The following is a 15834-nucleotide window of genomic DNA, read 5'->3' as shown; positions in this document are numbered from 1 at the left end:
AACCGCCGTCAGCTCGCCTGCGCGGTGGTGCTGGCGGCCTTCATGCTGTCGATGACCGATTGCGCTGCGGCGGCGGCGTTTGCTGCCGGATCGGCGCCATGCATCGTCTGCACCGCGACGAGCGCATTGGCGAACTCGATGCCGCTCTCGTGGAAGATGCGCACCATGCGCTTCACCGCCTCACGTTGGATGTAGGACGGCTTGCCGGGCTTTACCGTGAACTTGAAGCGCACGACGAGCGCGTTCTCCATGATGTCGGCGATGCCCTGCATCTTCAGCGGCTCGAGGATCTCGCCCTTGATCTCCTCGTTCTCCATCATCTCCTGGCCGATCTTCTTGACGACCTTGCGCAGCTTCTCGATGTCGGTGTCGCGGGCGAACTTCAGGTTGAACTTCACCGTGGTCCAGTCGCGGCTGAAATTGGTGATCTGGCCCAGCTGCCCGAACGGGATCGTGTGCACCTGCCCGTTCTGGTGCCGCAGCCGGATCGAGCGCAGCGTGAACCCCTCGACAGTCCCCTTCGCCTTGCCGCAGTCGATGTACTCACCCACCCGGAAGGCGTCATCGGCGAGGTAGAAGACGCCGGACACGATGTCGCGCACCAGCGTCTGGCTGCCGAAGGACACGGCAAGGCCGAGCACCGAGGCGCCGGCGATGAGCGGCGTGATGTTGACGCCGAGCTCCGAGAGCACGATCAGCAACGCGATCACCGCGATGACGACGGTGAGCGCGATGCGCAGCAGCGGCATCAGCGTCGCGAGGCGCGAGGCGGCGGTGTGGCCGGCATCCTCGTCCATCGTGGCACCGCCGGCCGGTGCGACATAGCGGTGAGTGGCCAGCCGGACGAACTCGAAGCCGACGTAGGCGAGGAAGAGCGTTGCTCCGGCGCGCAGCGATGAGCGGGTGAGGTCGTGCCAGCCGGACTGGTCGACGAGGCCGACGACATCCACGATCCAGGCCTGCGCGACGCTGACGCCGGCGACGATGAACATGGCAACCCGCAGGCAGCGGACGACGACGTCGGCGAGCCGGATGGGCGGGCGCACTCCGGGCGGCGTGACCGCGCGTCCACCGAGCCGGTTGGTCACCGTCATCAGCACCGTCTCGGCCAGCAGCAGCCCGATCACGACATTGACCGTGAGCAGCATGGCCACAGGGACCGAGTACTTGGCCGAGATCGCGCCGTAGATCTGCGTCGCGATGAGCAGCACGAAGAAGGCGATACCGAGCGGCAGCCAGCGACGCGCGACGGCGGCTCCCGCCGTCTGCCGGCCGGGTGCTCCGCCAAAACTCTCGAACCACCGCGCAACGGGGTCGCGGGACCGCACGCAGGCCCAGATGAAAACGGCCAGCATGACGAGGTTCAGTACGACTTGGCCGGCCGAGATCACCTCGCGCGGGATCTGCATGGCGATGAAGAGCCGCAGGAGTGTGCGCAGGCCGATGACGAAGCCGACCGCGATGGCCACGCTGTGGAAGACCGTGCGCGCACCCGTGTCGTCGAGGGGAACGAGCCGGGCGTCGGCCAGGACCGGGCGCAACGAGAGCCGGAAGGCGAACATGTACAGCCGCCATGAGAACAGACCGCCAAGGACGAGGGCGCCGAGGCGATGCTGCGGATCCGTGCCGTCGAACCATGTTCCGGCCAGGCCGAAGGCGACGAGAGCGGTGAGGCCGAGCGCGACGGCGTCCAGCACCGCCAGCGCCAGCAGCTGCAGCAGGCCGTTGCTCTCCGGGTCCGGCCTGGCCGCCGCCGCAAGGCGCCGGCGGGGGCCGGTGAGCAGCAGGCGGTAAAGGGGCTCCACCGCGAGCACCGCGACGGAGCCGGCGAGCAGAAGCAGCAGGAAAGCGCCGGGACCCTGGCCCCCATTGGCGCTCCGGTCGAGCGCGGACGGGATGCGTGCGAAGACACCCGGCAGCGACGGAATGGCCAGGAGCACCGTTTCGGCGCGATTCGCGAAGTCGCTCGCGAAACGGCTCGCCGCGTCACCGCTGTCCTCCACCCCCACCTTCGGCGCCTCGGCGGCAGGCGCAGCCTCCTTCCCGGCCTCCCTCCCGGCCTCCTTGCCGGCCGGCTTGGCCGGCACGACGCCCTCTTCGCGCAGTTTCCTGGCGACGGAGTCGCCAATGGCGGTAACAAGAGCATCGAACTGCTGCTGCGTGAGGCCGGCCGGAGGCGCCGTCGGCTGCGTCTCCTGTGCAGGCACTGCCGTGGCCGCGAACACGCCGAAAAGAAGCGCGATGACGCACGCCCGGAACCGATACATGAGGCACCCCCGCACCGCCGGTACTGCGACCGGCCGGCTCACCTTACGATTGCGGGGGGCAATTTGCGATCTGGTTGATTGCGGAGCCGCCGGCGGCCTTCTCAGGCACGCGCCTGCGCGAGCCGTCCGGCGCCGGCGCCCATCGCGGCATCCGCGAGCGGTGGGCGGAAGCCACGCAGCCGAAGCGCGTTGCCGACCACGAAAACGCTGGACAGGCCCATGGCCGCGGCCGCCAGCATGGGCGACAGCAGCACACCCGCAACGGGCCACAGCACGCCGGCCGCGACCGGCACGAGCAGCACGTTGTAGCCGAACGCCCAGAACAGGTTCTGCCTGATGTTGCGGAGCGTGGCCCGCGACAGCGCCACCGCGTTGACCACGCCGCGAAGGTCGCCTGCCATCAGCACCACGTCCGCGCTCTCAACGGCGATGTCTGTGCCGGTGCCGATGGCGAGGCCCACCTCGGCCTCGGCCAGTGCCGGCGCGTCGTTGACGCCGTCGCCGACGAAGGCGATGGGGCCATGGGCGGCGCGCAGCCGCTTCACGGCCTCGACCTTGCCTTCCGGCAGCACCTCTGCCTCCACCGCGGCGATGCCGAGGCGGCGGGCGACGGCTTCCGCCGTGCGGCGGCTGTCGCCTGTCACCATGGCGACGGTCAGCCCCAGCCCGGCGAGGGCCGACAGGGCCTCGGGCGAGCTGGCCTTCACGGGATCGGACACCGCGAGGACGGCGGCGACACGCCCGTCTACGCCAACATAGAGCGAGGACTTGCCGTCCGCCGCCAGCCGGGCGGCATCGCCCGCGAGCGCGGCGTGGTCGATCCCGAGCCGTTCCATCCAGCGCGCGGCGCCCACGGCGACGCGCCGTCCGGCTACCGTCCCGGCAACGCCATGGCCGGTCACGGATTCGAAATCCGCGACCGTTGCAACCGGCATGCCCCGGCGTTCCGCCGCGCCGGCGATGGCCTGCCCGAGCGGATGCTCGGAATACGCCTCGACTGCAGCCGCGAGTGGCAGGACGTCGTCTGCCTCGAAGCCCCCGGCCGGCACGATATCCGTCAGCTCCGGCCGCCCCTCCGTCAGGGTGCCCGTCTTGTCGAGCGCGACGACGCGAACGGCTTCGAGCGCCTGCAATCCCTCGCCCCGCCGGAACAGGACGCCGAGTTCGGCGGCGCGGCCGGTGGCGACCATAATCGAGGTGGGCGTCGCCAGGCCCATGGCGCAGGGGCAGGCGACGATGAGGACCGCCACCGCGTTGACGAGCGCCAGGGCGGGGTCGTGCGCGAGGACGAGCCAGGCCACGAAGGTCAGCGCGGCGATGGCGAGGATCGCCGGCACGAACCACGCCGTGACGCGGTCCACCATCGCCTGGATCGGCAGCTTCGCGCCCTGCGCGTCCTCGACCATGCGAATGATGCGGGCGAGCACCGCGTCGCCGCCGAGCGTCGTGGCCTGCAGCGTAAAGGCCCCGCTCCGGTTCACCGTGCCGCCGACGACCGTGTCGCCGGCGCCCTTGGCGGCCGGCATGGGCTCGCCGGTGATCATCGACTCGTCGACATAGGACGCGCCGTCGAGGACCACGCCGTCGACAGGGATGCGCTCGCCCGGGCGCACCAGCACGTGGTCGCCGGAGCGTACGGCGTCCAGCGGGAGTTCGGCCGCAAGGCCGTCGCGGATCACCCGCGCGGTTTGCGGCTGAAGGCCGACAAGCCGCCGGATGGCATCCGACGTCTGGCCCCGCGCACGCGCCTCCAGCATGCGGCCGAGCAGGACGAGCGTGACGATGACGGCCGCCGCTTCGAAATAGACCGCGTCAGTCCCCTCGGGCAGCAGGCCGGGCGCAAGTGTCGCAACGGCGGAGTAGGCGAAGGCGGCGCCGGCACCGATGGAGACGAGGGCGTTCATGTCGGGCCCGCCGCGCAGCAGGGCCGGTATGCCCTTCGCGAAGAAACGCCGGCCGGGCCCGGCGAGCACCGCAGCCGTCAAAACGAGCTGGATGACGCGGTCCGTCTGTTCGCCAAGCGTCCCCATGATCCAGTGATGGAAGGCGTCGGACATGTGCGCGCCCATGGCGAGCACAACGACGGGGATGGTGAGGACGGCCGCGATCAGCACAGACCGGGCGAGCGAGCGCGCCTCGGCAGCCTCGCGGTCCTCTCCCTCGGCCCGCGGCGCTGCGACGTCGACCGGCGTCGCGCCATATCCGGCATCGTCGACCGCTTCGGCCAGCGCGGCCGCTACGACACCCGGCGCATGGCGGACGGTGGCGCGGTGGGTGGCGAGGTTGACGGCGGCGGCTTCCACCCCCGGCACGCGGGCCAGAGCTTTCTCGACGCGGGACACGCAGGAGGCGCAGGTCATCCCTTCGATCGAGAGCGTGGTGACCGCTTCGCCTGCTGGCCTGTTGGTCGTGGACACGGACATGACGACAACTCCGGGCCGGGCCCTCCCGCCGGTTCCCCGAGATCATGGTGACCAGGAGCAGGTTTCGCCAGTGCGCAGAGGCACGGATGCGCAAGGCGGCAGGGCGGCCATGCGCGTCGCGCGCAGTCCGGAGCGCGGGTCTTCAGACCCGCTCTTGCGCTCGGTACGCGTCAGACGGCTCTCTCAGCTGTCATTCCCGGCGGCCCGAAGGGCCGGGACTGGAACCCAGGGCTTTTCGGCTGACGGCCCCTCGATCCCCTTCCCGACCTGCTGCGCAGGTCGCCGGGGATGACAAAGGTTTGTCGATGGCACGGGTTGGTGGATCTCACCGCCGGCGGAACACCGGTGCGCGCTTGTCCTTGAAGGCGGCCCGGCCCTCGGCGGCGTCCTGCGTTGCGAAGCAGATGGTCTGCAGGTCGCGCTCGTATTCGATGGCCTTGTCGAGCGGCATCGAGAATGCGGCGCGCAGATTGACCTTGGCCGTCTCCGCCGCAATGGGCGCGCGGCTGGCGATCGTCATGGCGACGGCGCGGGCGCGGTCCATCAGGTTGCCCTGCTCCGCGACCTCGCTCACCAGCCCCCAGGCCAGCGCCTGCTGCGCGTCGATAGGGTCGCCGGTCATGATCATCAGCGCCGTGTTGGACGGGCCGATGTGCTGGGCGAGGAAGGCGGTCATGCCGCCGCCGCCGATCCAGCCGAGCTTGATTTCGGGCGCGGCGAAGCGGGCATTGGCCGAGGCGATGCGGATGTCGCAGCTCAGCGCGGTCTCGAGCCCGCCGCCGAAGGCGTAGCCGTTCACAGCAGCGATGCTGGGCTTCAGCAGCCGGCGGATGGCGTCGCAATAGTCCGGCCGGTTGCGGAACTCCCAGGGTGTCTCGTAGCGGTCGAGCTCGGCGATGTCGGAGCCGGCGCAGAACGCCTTCTCGCCCGCGCCGGTGACGATGACGGAGCGCACCGCGTCGTCGCCATTGCAGTGCTCCACGGCCTGCACCACGGCATCCGCCATCTCCGGCGTGACGGCGTTCAGCTTCTGCGGCCGGTTCAGCGTAATGGTGGCGACGTGGCCGTCGATGGCGAAGGTGACGTCGCTCACGGCTTTGTCTCCCCCACCGCCCCGGCCGCCATCAGCGCCGCGATCCGCGCATCGTCGAAGCCGGCCTCGCGCAGCACGTCACGGGTGTGCTCGCCCGCGAGAGGTGCGCCGCGATCAACCGCGGGGGGCGTCTTCGAGAACTTGTAGGGAAAGCCGGGGGTCTTCACATGGCCCTCGGTGGGGTGGTCGTACTCCACGAAGGTGCCGTTGTGGGCGATCTGCGGATCCTGCACGAGGTCGGCATAGCCGTAGACCTTGCCCGCCCAGATATCGTTGGCCCGGAACAGTGCCAGCCACTCCTCGGTGGTCCGGTGCTTCAGCCGGTCGCGGGTCTTGGCGTAGATCTCGTCGCGCCGTGTCCAGGTGTCGACCTCGTCGTCCATGTCGAGGAAGGACGGCTCGCCGATCAGCTCGCCGAACTTCTTCAGGAGCGGAAAGGCGACGATGATGTAGCCGTCCGACGTCGCGAAGGCCCCGTAGGGCGCGCGGATATAGACGTGGGCGTGCGGCTCGGCCGAGCGCTGCTGCGGCTTGTTGGCGACGGTGAACACCGAGAGCTCCTGCATCTGCAGGGTGGTGATGGCGTCCAGCATGTTCACCGTGACGAGCTGCCCCTCCCCCGTGCGCTCGCGGTGCAGGAGCGCGGCGAGCACGCCCTCGAACGCGGTCGAGGCGGTCACGGCGTCCACGAGGTACTGCCCGGCGGGGTTCGGCGGCTCGCCGGCTCGTCCGGCCGACAGCATCGCGCCGGACATGCCCTGCAGGATCAGGTCCTGGCCGGGCCGGTCGACATAAGGACCGTCCTCGCCATAGCCGGAGATGGAGACGTAGACGAGCCGCGGGTTCAGCTTCGACAGGCTCTCATAGTCGACGCCCAGGCGCTTGGCGACGCCCGGCCGGTAGTTCTGCAGGAACACGTCGGCCGTGCGCACGAGATCGAGCAGGACGGCCTTGCCTTCGGGGTTCTTGAGGTCGACCGCCAGCGAACGCTTGTTCCGGTTCAGCGACAGGAACGATACGTTGATGCGATTGCCGCGCGCCCCGCCGGCGGCGACATGGCGCTGCCATTCGCCCGTCACCGGCTCCACCTTCACCACGTCGGCGCCGAGGTCGCCGAGCCGCTGGCCGGCGAAGGGGCCAGCCATGGCGATGGTGCAGTCGAGCACGCGGTAGCCGGTGAGTACGCCCATGTCTTGAAATCCCTCTCGGCGGCACAGCCGCCTCAGTGCATCACCCAGCCGCCGTCGACACTGATCGTCTGGCCGGTGATGAAGCCCGCTTTGTCCGACGCGAGGAACAGCAGCGCTTCCGCGATGTCCCGGGGATGGCCGCGACGCTTCAGCGCCTGCCGCTCCAGCACGAAGCGGGTGTAGCCCTCCGGGTCCGGATGGATCTTCTCGGCGTCGGTCGGAAAGGCGCCGGGCGCGATCGCGTTGACCGTGACGCCATAAGGGCCGAACTCGCGCGCCCAGGCCCGCGTCAGGCCGACCAGCGCCGCCTTGGATGCCACGTAGGGTGACAGGTTGGCCCAACCGCCCCAGAGGGTGACGCTCGAGATATTCACGATGCGGCCCCAGCCTCGCTCGCGCATGTGCGGCAGCGCCGCCTGCACGCAGACGATGCCGGCGTCGACGTTCACCCGCTGCACCGCCTGGTGCTCCTCGATGGTGAACTCCTCGAACGGCTTGGCGGGGTAGATTCCGGCATTGTTGATAACTGCATCGAAGCCGCCGACCCGGTCTGAGACGGCGCCGAGCTCGCGCGCGAGCGCCGGGAGATCGGAGAGGTCGAGGCGCTCGAGGACCAGCCGGCCGGGTCCGCGGCCATGGGCCGCCGCCTCCAGCGCCGCGGCCTTTACCGGGTCGTTGTCGATGGCGACGAGCGTGGCGCCGGCCTCGATGAAGGCGAGGCTCGTCTCCAGCCCCAGCCCTCCGGCGGCTCCGGTGAGCAGGACGGTGCGGCCTGCGAGGTCGCCTGCGGCCATCTCAGCGGCCTCCGATCGGGGCGAAGGTGCCGGAGGGCTCGGGATAGTCGTCCTCCGGCTGAGCGGCGATGGACAGGGTGTGCGCCTCGGCGCGGGAAATGGCATCGGCCCCGTCGAGAACGGCGAGGCGGGTGGTGTAGGAGCGCTCGTCGCCATGCTCCAGCCAGATCACCTCGCCCCGCTCACGCGCGAAGGACTTGCCGAGGACGTGGTTGGTCGACGGCTCGATGCCGAGCGCATACTGGCCGGACTGCAGGTTCTGCCACTCGTACTGGCAGGGGAACTCGGACTTGTTCGTCTCGACGAGGAAGCCGAGGCCTATGCGGTCATTGACGAGCGCGACGGGAACGCGGCCGTGCGTGTCGGCCGCCATCTCGTGCTGCCAGACCTGCTCGTGGAAGTTCATCTGCGGTGCCGGGAGCGACCTGTAGCCGGCGCCCTGCCGCCGGTAGGCCTCACCGGCATGCGCCGCCCATGGCGTGTCGACAATGGGCGCGAGATAGCGCGAGCCCTCGTCGAGGACGGGATGGCCGACATTGATGTGATAGCAGAACATGTGAGGCGTCCGGTAGAAGCCGTGGTTCACTACCCGGTCCTTCAGGACGATCTCGTTGCCGCCAACCTTCGCCTCGATGCGGCGGACGAGATGCAGGTCCTCGCCGAACACGGCTGATTGCTGCACCACTCCCTCGCACCACAGCGTGCACTCGTCACCGTTCCAGGCCTCGCCATAGCCCGTGAGGCGCCCGGGAATGGTGCCGATGCGGCCGTGAAGGGAGCTCGAGACGGTTTTGCGCGGCCCGTAGACATAGTGGGACGCGTCGTCGTCGTGCATGAAGAGGGTGTGGTCGAGGCCGCAGGTGACGATGAGGCCGGAGAAGGAGCGAAGCCAGGCAAGGCCGTCCTCCCCCTCGTATTCGTGCAGTCCGGGATGGCGGAACCCCGACGGCGAGTGCCAGCCGATGGCCTGCCCGCGGAACTCGCAATCGGCGATGTCGAGGGCACGGTCGATCAGCACGGTGAAGCGCAGGCCCGTTCCGGTGCGGAACTCGAGCATGCGGATGCCGCGCTCGACCCCGTCGCCGAGCGTCATCAGCCGCACGCCCGCGAATTGCGACAGCATGCCGGAGCGGGCGGCCACGTCACGCCGGCTCAGGCTCTTCCCGTAGAGATCGACCATCGGGTCCTCGCTGCCTGTGGAGCGCGCGTCGTCAGACGCGCTTTGGACCGCGGGCCTCCGGCCCGCAGCGCCTTGGAAGAGAGCGGGTCTGAAGACCCGCGCTCCGTCGGTCACACGCCGTTGGCGCGGAGCTTTCCGTCCAGGAACTTCTTGGCCCTGGGCACATCGGACTCGTCGAGGTGCTCGATGATGACCGGGATGTTGGGGTGCTTCTCGGCCAGGCGCCTGAGGTAGTAGTCGTAATTGAGGACGCCGAGGCCCGGGGCCGGCAGCTCGATGGAGCCGACGCCGCGGAAGGAGTGCGCCTCCGAGGCGTCGATGTCGGCGTGCTTCTCCGACTTGTCCTCGGAGAGCTTCACGTCCTTGGCATGGGCGATGCGGACCTTGTCCGACAGCGTGTCGAAGATCTGCTTCAGCACCTTGTCCATGTCGCCGATGTTGTGGGCCTCGAAATAGTTGGTCGGGTCCATCAGCAGGCCGAGCGCCGGGTGGTCGATCTCGGCGAACATGCGCACGGTCTCCTCGACCGAGCCGACGACGTTGTTGACATAGGTCTCGAGCAGGAACGTCGCGCCGTGGTCATAGGCCGTCTGCACCAGCTCCGCGATGACCTTGCGGCACTCCTCAAAGCCTTCCTCGGTCTTGTTCTTCGGATGGGCCACCCAGTCGGACTCGGTGTCGAAGGTGCCGGTCTCGGAGATGACGTAGGGCGTGCCGAAATGGCGCGCGTTGCGGATGACCGCCTTGAGGTAGTCCAGGCGCTTCTTCCGCTCGCCGGGATCGGGATGCACGATGTTGGTGTAGCAGGACACCGTGCAGATCGGCAGGTCGTGGTCGCGGAACGTCTCGCGCACCAGCTTTGCCTTCTCGACAGTGATCGACTCGGGCGTCGAGAAGTCGATGTCCTTGAAGGCGAGGTCGAGCTGGACCGTGTTGAACCCGATCGCCTTGATCTTCTGCGCCTGCTCCTTGAGCGTGTACGGGAAATACCCGTTGAAAATGCCCACCTGCATCATGGTGCCGTCCTCCCTTTGATCATCGTTGGGCGTCTCAGACGCCGAATTCCGAAAGCTTCACGGCGCGGTGCTCCTTCAGCGAGCGGTAGCCCGCCTCGATCAGCGCCATGGTCCTGACATTGTCCGCACCGCTCAGCTCAGGCGGTGTGCCGCTGGCGAGCGCATATTGCAGCTGCTCCATGACGCCCTTGAAGGCGCCCGGGAACCAGCGCGTCTCCCAGGTCGGCTCGACCCACTTGCCGCCCGTCGCGGTCTTCGAAGCGTAGCGCAGCGTCGAGGGCGATCCGTTCGGATAGTCCGGCCAGCCGATCGTGCCCTGGGCCACGCCGTCCGTGCCCTCGACGCGCCATTTGATGTAGATGTCGCTGTCGAAGCCCTCCTCGCGCGGGCCGCTCCACACGTCCTCCATCGACACCGCCATCACTCCCGAGGGGAAGGTGAGGGTGGAGACGGTGATGCCGTCCGTGTGCGCGAAGTCCGTGCGCGGGTCGGGTCGCGCTGCGGTGTAGATTTCCACCGGGTCGCCGAAGAGGAAGCGCAGCACGTCGAGGTGGTGGATCGACATGTTGAGCAGGGTCAGGCGGCCGTAGTCGCGCAGGAAGGGCTGCCAGTGCGGGATGGCCCGCATCTCGATCGTGGCCAGCACCGGCTTGCCGAGCCAGCCCTTGTCGAGGATCTGCTTGAGGACACGCATCGACTGGTCGAAGCGCATGTTCTGGTTGACCGACAGGATCTTGCCGGCCGCCCGGCATTCCGCCTCGATGGCCCTGGCGTCCTCGAAGGTCATGGCCAGCGGCTTCTGGGCGAGGATGGCCTTGATGTGCGGCTGCTTCAGCGCGTGGCGGATCAGGTCGGGCTGCTGGTCGGGCGGGAAGGCGAGATCGAGGATCTCGACCTGCTTGTCCTCGATCAGCGCCTTGGGCGTGTCGTGGACCGTCGGGATCTGCCAGCGCGCCGCAACCTCGGCCGCCTTGTCCTTCGTGCGCGAGGCGATGGCGACGACGGGGAATCCTGCCTCGGCATAGGAGGCGAGATGGACGTCGGCCATGATGAAGCCGGCCCCGATGCAGCCGATCTTGAACTGGCTGGCCCGTACGGGCGGGTCGGGCGTGAAGCCCAGCGCATCCACCATGATGTCCTCCCTGTCGCGATCGCCGTCGCTTTTTGATGCATATCGATGTCATCCGATGCAGTGCATGTCAATCGGCACGGGAGCTGATGGCACCTGAAGCGGCTTCGACTTCGGTTGTGCCAGAGTTCTGGGCGCTAACCGCCGTCCATCAGAAAATGTCGGGTGAATATGGGCGTTAAACACATCAGATCGCCTCATTATTGTTGACCCGTTCTGCGGTCCTCGCCATGGTGCATCCGGACAGGAGTGCTGACGTGGACGACAGACCGACAACCAGGGCCCGCCCCACGATCGTCGACGTGGCGCGCGAGGCGGGGGTCTCGACCGCCACCGTGGACCGTGTGCTGCACGGACGAAGCGGGGTTAAGGCGCGCACCCGGTCACGCGTGCTGGGTGCCGCCGAGCGGCTGGGCTATGTCGATCCCGGCCTGCCCGGCCTGCCTGCGGCATCACGGCTTGCGCTCGACGTGATCCTGCCCGGCGGCACCAACACCTTCATGAACATCCTGGCCGACCGCATCGCCGAGATGGGCACAATGCGGGCCGCCGAGGCCGAAGTCCGCGTCCACCGCATCGAGGGCTTTGTGCCGGAGGTGCTGGCGCAGGCGCTGTCAGCGCTGCGCGGAGCCAGCGACGGCGTCGCCATCATCGCGCTGGACCATCCCATCGTGCGCGAGGCCATCCGCGACCTCGCCGCCCATGACGTGCCGGTGCTGACCCTCGTGTCGGACATCTCGGATGTGCCGCGCAGTGCCTATGTCGGGATCGACAATCGCGCGGCCGGACGTCTCGCCGGCCATCTGCTGGGCCGCTTCATCGGTCCGACGGGTGGCAAGGTGGCGCTGTTTGCGGGTTCGCTCTCCTATCGCGGCCACGAGGAGCGGGAGATGGGCTTCCGCCACATGCTGGCGGAAGACTTCGATGCGCTGTCGATCGTCCAGACAATCGAGGTGCGCGACGACTCCGAGCGGTCCTACGGCGAGGCGACCGCTCTCCTCGCCCGCGTCCCCGACCTCGCCGGCATCTACAATATCGGCGCCGGCAACCGGGGCATCGCCCGCGCCCTGGAAGAGGCGGGGAGAGCGCGGCAGACGGTCTTCATCGGCCACGAACTGACGCCGCACACGCGGCAATTCCTGCTGTCGGGGGTGATGGACGCGGTCATCGACCAGAATCCGCGGGTCGAGGCCCGCGAACTGATCGACCGCCTGCTGCGCGCCGCGCGCGGCGAGCCCAGTCCTCGCGGGCCGGCACTGCGGGTTCAGGCCATATTCCGCGAGAACATCCCTGAGGTATGAGGCTGTGGATTTCTGGCCGACCGGGTGTGGCGGCTTCTCAGGACCCGCAGGCCCCCTCCCTGGACTCCCGACAGGCGGTGGAGGGTTCCCCGCGCACGGTGTGAAGAGCCGGTGAGCGCTACCGCCTGACGGACCTCGCGAAGCGTGTCTCGTAGCGGGCGAAAGTCTTCTCGATGATCACCGTCAGGACGAAATAGCCGACGGCGACGAAGAGCAGCGGCTCGTAGGTGCGGAAAGTCTGGGCGCGCACGACGTTGGCGGCGCCCAGCAGGTCGATGACGGTCACCGTCGAGGCAAGCGCCGTCGCCTTCAGAAGCAGCACGGTTTCGCCGGCGAGCGTCGGCAGGATCCCTTGCAGGGCGCGCGGCAGCCAGATCCGGCGGCGGATCTGGCCTGGAGACATCCCGAAGGCGCGGCCGGCCTCGATCTCGCCCTTGGGCACCGCGAGGAGCGCCGCGCGCACCACCTCGCCCGTATAGGCGGCCGTGCTGACGGCGAGCGCCAGGACGACGTACCAGAAGCCTTCGCGCAGGAACGGCCAGAGGAAGCTCTGGCGCAGCGCCGGCATGCCAGAAAAGACGGAGCCCAGGCCGTAGTAGAGCAGGTAGATCTGCACCAGCAGCGGCGTGCCGCGGATGATGCTGGTGAAGCCGAGGCAGCCTGTGGAGATCAGCGGGTTCTTGGACACGCGGCCGAGCCCGACCAGGATCGCGCCGGCAAAGCCGATGACGCCCGAGAGCACGACGAGAAGGATGGTCCTCCACAGGCCCTGGAGCAGCAGGGTGTCGTACTTCTCCAGCCAGAAGAACTGGTTTTCCCAGAGGCCGTGCAGCCATTCCTGCATCGCCGCCCCCTAGACCTGCGGCATCCAGCGCCGGATCCGGCGCTCGATGAGGTGGATGCCCGCGTTGGAGAGCAGCGTCAGCACGTAGTACAGCGCGCCGGCCGCGAGGAAGAAGGAGAAGTAGAACTTCGTCGCGCCGGCAGCCTGCTTGGCCGTGAAGAGGAGCTCGTTCGAGCCCACGACGCTGACGAGAGCTGAGTCCTTGATGATCACCATCCAGAGATTGGCAAGGCCGCCGATGGCATGCGGCACCATGCAGGGCAGAACGATGCGCCGGAACAAGCCGAAACCCTGCATCCCGTAGGCCTCCGCCGCTTCAACCTGGCCCTTGGGAACGGCCAGGATGGCGCCGCGGATGATCTCCGATGCGTAGGCTCCCTGGACGAGGCCCAACACGACGATGGCGACGGCAAAGCCGCTGACCGACACGCCGTCCTCGGCCCCGAGCCGGACGAACAGCCACGTGATCGCTTCCTGCCCGGCAAAATAAAGCAGGATGATCAGCAGGATCTCCGGCACGGAGCGGCAGACGGTGGAGTAGAAATTGGCGATCCTGACGGCCCAGGGTCCGCCGTTCAGCTTCACCCAGGCCACGCCCATGCCAATGACCAGGCCCGTGGCGAAGGCTCCGACCGAGATCTCGATGGTCGTGATGGTGCCCAGCAGGAGTTGCTGGCTCCAGCTTTCAGGGCCGAAGCCGAGCACCTCGAAGAACGATGCGGCTGCCATGTCCGGTTGTCGCCCCCTCAGACGAAACCGGCCGGCGTTTCAGCCGGCCGGTGTGTCACGATCAGCCCTGCGGCGGGGTGCCTACCTTGTACTTGAAGTACTTGCCCGCGATCTTGTCGAAAGTGCCGTCGGCGTAGATCGCCTTGATTGCCGCGTTGATCTGTTCCTTGAGCTTGTCGTCGCCCTTGCGGATGCCCGCGCCGACGCCGGTGCCGAGCGGGAAGGTGCCCTTCAGCTCGAGATCCTTTCCGGACGGGTCGGCCAGCACCGGGTCGAGCGCCGCCGAGTCGGCGATCGTCGCATCAATCCGCCCCGCGATCAGGTCGGCATTGGCTTCGTCCTGCGTGTTGTAGACCTTCACCTCGGCGATGCCCTTGAGGTTCTGGTCGGCCCAGGCCGAGTGGATCGTCGAAGTCTGCACGCCGACAGTCTTCCCCTTCATGCTGGGAGGATCGACGCCGATCTGTGTGCTCTTGGCCGCGAGCACGGCGGCCGGCGTATTGTAGTACGGGATCGAGAAGTCGATCGTCTTCTTGCGATCGTCTGTGATCGACATGGAGGCGAAGATGACGTCGATCTTCTTCGAGGTCAGCGCCGGGATGATGCCGTCCCACGCCGTCTCCTTGACCTCGCACTTGGCCTTCATCTGCTCGCAGATGGCACCGATGAGGTCGACCTCGAAGCCCTCCCACTTGCCTGCGGCGTTCTTGGAGGCGAAGGGAGGGTAGGGCTCGGCGGAGACGCTGAACCTGACGGTCTGTGCCTGGGCGGCCGCGGCGGTCACGCCGAAGGCGAGCGCGGCCGCGGCGCAGACTTTGAGAAATGCTTTCATGACGGGCTCCGTGTTTCGCTTCTTGCTTTCGGGGCAGGACTCCTCCCGCCCTCCCGTGGCGTCAGCCGTCCCTCCGGACGCTGACAAACTGCCTGCACCGGGGGCTCGAGGGGTTCTCGAACACCTTCCGGGGTGGCCCCTCCTCTTCGATCAGTCCGTTGTGCAGGAACGCGACATGGCTCGCCACGTCGCGGGCAAACGCCATTTCGTGCGTGACCAGCATCATGGTGCGGCCCTCCTGGGCGAGGTCGCGGATGACGCGCAGCACCTCCCCGACCAGCTCGGGATCGAGAGCCGAGGTGGGCTCGTCGAAGAGCATGACGGCCGGCTCGATGGCGAGCGCCCTTGCGATCGCGGCGCGCTGCTGCTGTCCGCCGGAGAGAAAGGCCGGGTAGGCATCTCGCTTCTCGTAGAGGCCGACCTTGTGCAGGTATCCCTCCGCCCGCTCGATCGCCTCGGCCCGCGGCACCTTCTGCACGTGCACGGGCGCCTCGATGGCATTCTCCAGCACGGTCATGTGCGGCCACAGGTTGAAGCTCTGGAACACCATGCCGAGCCGCGCACGGATGCGCTGGACCTGTGCGGCATCGGCAATGGCCCGGGCGCCGGCCGTTGACGGCTTGAGACGGATTTCCTCGCCGCCGATCTCGATGCGACCGGCATTCGGGATCTCGAGAAGGTTGATGCAGCGCAGGAGCGTGCTCTTGCCCGATCCGCTCGCGCCGATCAGTGCGATGACGTCCCCTTCGTCCGCCGCGAGCGAAACTCCCTTCAGAACCTCGAACTGCCCGAAGCTCTTGCGGATCCCCTCCAGTCTCACCACGACGTCTGCGGGCGCACGCGCCCGGACAGGGTCCTCAACCGTCAATCACTCCTCCTTCACGGGCGGGCGGCGCTTCTGTCGCGGAAGACCGCGCCGGCGCCGTCGCCACCCGCCATTACTGTTTCAGGCCGGTTGGGAGCCCGCAAGAGGGATTTCTGGGCCCGTTTGCCTCGCAAAAGGGCAGGCTTTGACGCCCCCTCAGCGATGCGGGCG

Annotated in this window: 12 protein-coding genes and 1 pseudogene; 1 reads left to right on the top strand and 12 read right to left on the bottom strand. The window is 68.1% G+C overall.

All coding sequences use genetic code 11. The annotated features are described in order from the left end of the window. Positions 1-8: 8 nt before the first annotated feature. The 8 genes and pseudogenes from AC5JCN_RS18985 to AC5JCN_RS18950 form a co-directional block, all read right to left on the bottom strand. Positions 9-2267 (bottom strand): mechanosensitive ion channel domain-containing protein, encoded by a 2259-nt coding sequence (locus AC5JCN_RS18985; protein WP_495756650.1) that lies wholly within the window; start codon positions 2265-2267, stop codon positions 9-11. Between the two features lie 101 nt (positions 2268-2368). Then, positions 2369-4717, bottom strand: a pseudogene (locus AC5JCN_RS18980) (heavy metal translocating P-type ATPase); the annotation flags it as partial. A gap of 298 nt (positions 4718-5015) precedes the next feature. After that, positions 5016-5783 (bottom strand): enoyl-CoA hydratase/isomerase family protein, encoded by a 768-nt coding sequence (locus AC5JCN_RS18975; RefSeq protein WP_495756649.1) that lies wholly within the window; start codon positions 5781-5783, stop codon positions 5016-5018. Further along, positions 5780-6973 (bottom strand): CaiB/BaiF CoA transferase family protein, encoded by a 1194-nt coding sequence (locus AC5JCN_RS18970; protein ID WP_495756648.1) that lies wholly within the window; start codon positions 6971-6973, stop codon positions 5780-5782. Before AC5JCN_RS18970 ends, AC5JCN_RS18975 begins: the two co-directional genes overlap by 4 nt. 32 nt (positions 6974-7005) lie before the next feature. Next, positions 7006-7767 (bottom strand): SDR family NAD(P)-dependent oxidoreductase, encoded by a 762-nt coding sequence (locus AC5JCN_RS18965; protein WP_495756647.1) that lies wholly within the window; start codon positions 7765-7767, stop codon positions 7006-7008. A 1-nt stretch (position 7768) separates the two neighbouring features. Continuing rightward, positions 7769-8947, bottom strand: coding sequence for an aldose 1-epimerase family protein (locus tag AC5JCN_RS18960; protein ID WP_495756646.1), 1179 nt, complete (start codon positions 8945-8947; stop codon positions 7769-7771). A 110-nt stretch (positions 8948-9057) separates the two neighbouring features. Further along, on the bottom strand, positions 9058-9963 hold the full coding sequence (locus tag AC5JCN_RS18955; RefSeq protein WP_495756645.1) for a sugar phosphate isomerase/epimerase family protein: 906 nt from the start codon (positions 9961-9963) through the stop codon (positions 9058-9060). Positions 9964-9997: 34 nt separating this feature from the next. Beyond that, positions 9998-11095: a Gfo/Idh/MocA family protein gene (locus AC5JCN_RS18950; RefSeq protein WP_495756644.1), complete on the bottom strand. Its 1098-nt coding sequence runs from the start codon at positions 11093-11095 to the stop codon at positions 9998-10000. Positions 11096-11349: 254 nt separating this feature from the next. Between AC5JCN_RS18950 and AC5JCN_RS18945 the strand changes: the two genes are divergently transcribed. Continuing rightward, entirely contained in the window at positions 11350-12393 is a 1044-nt protein-coding gene (locus tag AC5JCN_RS18945; RefSeq protein ID WP_495756643.1) for a LacI family DNA-binding transcriptional regulator, read from the top strand. Between the two features lie 118 nt (positions 12394-12511). On the opposite strand, the gene AC5JCN_RS18940 is transcribed toward AC5JCN_RS18945, so the two are convergent. The 4 genes from AC5JCN_RS18940 to AC5JCN_RS18925 form a co-directional block, all read right to left on the bottom strand. After that, positions 12512-13237 carry an ABC transporter permease gene (locus AC5JCN_RS18940; protein ID WP_495756642.1) on the bottom strand — a complete coding sequence of 242 codons (726 nt, stop codon included), beginning with the start codon at positions 13235-13237 and terminating at the stop codon, positions 12512-12514. A gap of 9 nt (positions 13238-13246) precedes the next feature. Beyond that, positions 13247-13966, bottom strand: coding sequence for an ABC transporter permease (locus tag AC5JCN_RS18935; protein WP_495756641.1), 720 nt, complete (start codon positions 13964-13966; stop codon positions 13247-13249). Positions 13967-14027: 61 nt separating this feature from the next. Then, positions 14028-14798, bottom strand: coding sequence for a transporter substrate-binding domain-containing protein (locus tag AC5JCN_RS18930; protein WP_495756640.1), 771 nt, complete (start codon positions 14796-14798; stop codon positions 14028-14030). Positions 14799-14859: 61 nt separating this feature from the next. Beyond that, complete coding sequence (locus AC5JCN_RS18925; protein ID WP_495757681.1) at positions 14860-15621, bottom strand: ABC transporter ATP-binding protein; 762 nt, start codon at positions 15619-15621, stop codon at positions 14860-14862. Between the last annotated feature and the right edge of the window lie 213 nt (positions 15622-15834).

This window comes from Alsobacter sp., from assembly GCF_059501845.1.
This window is presented reverse-complemented; position numbering and strand designations above follow the sequence as displayed.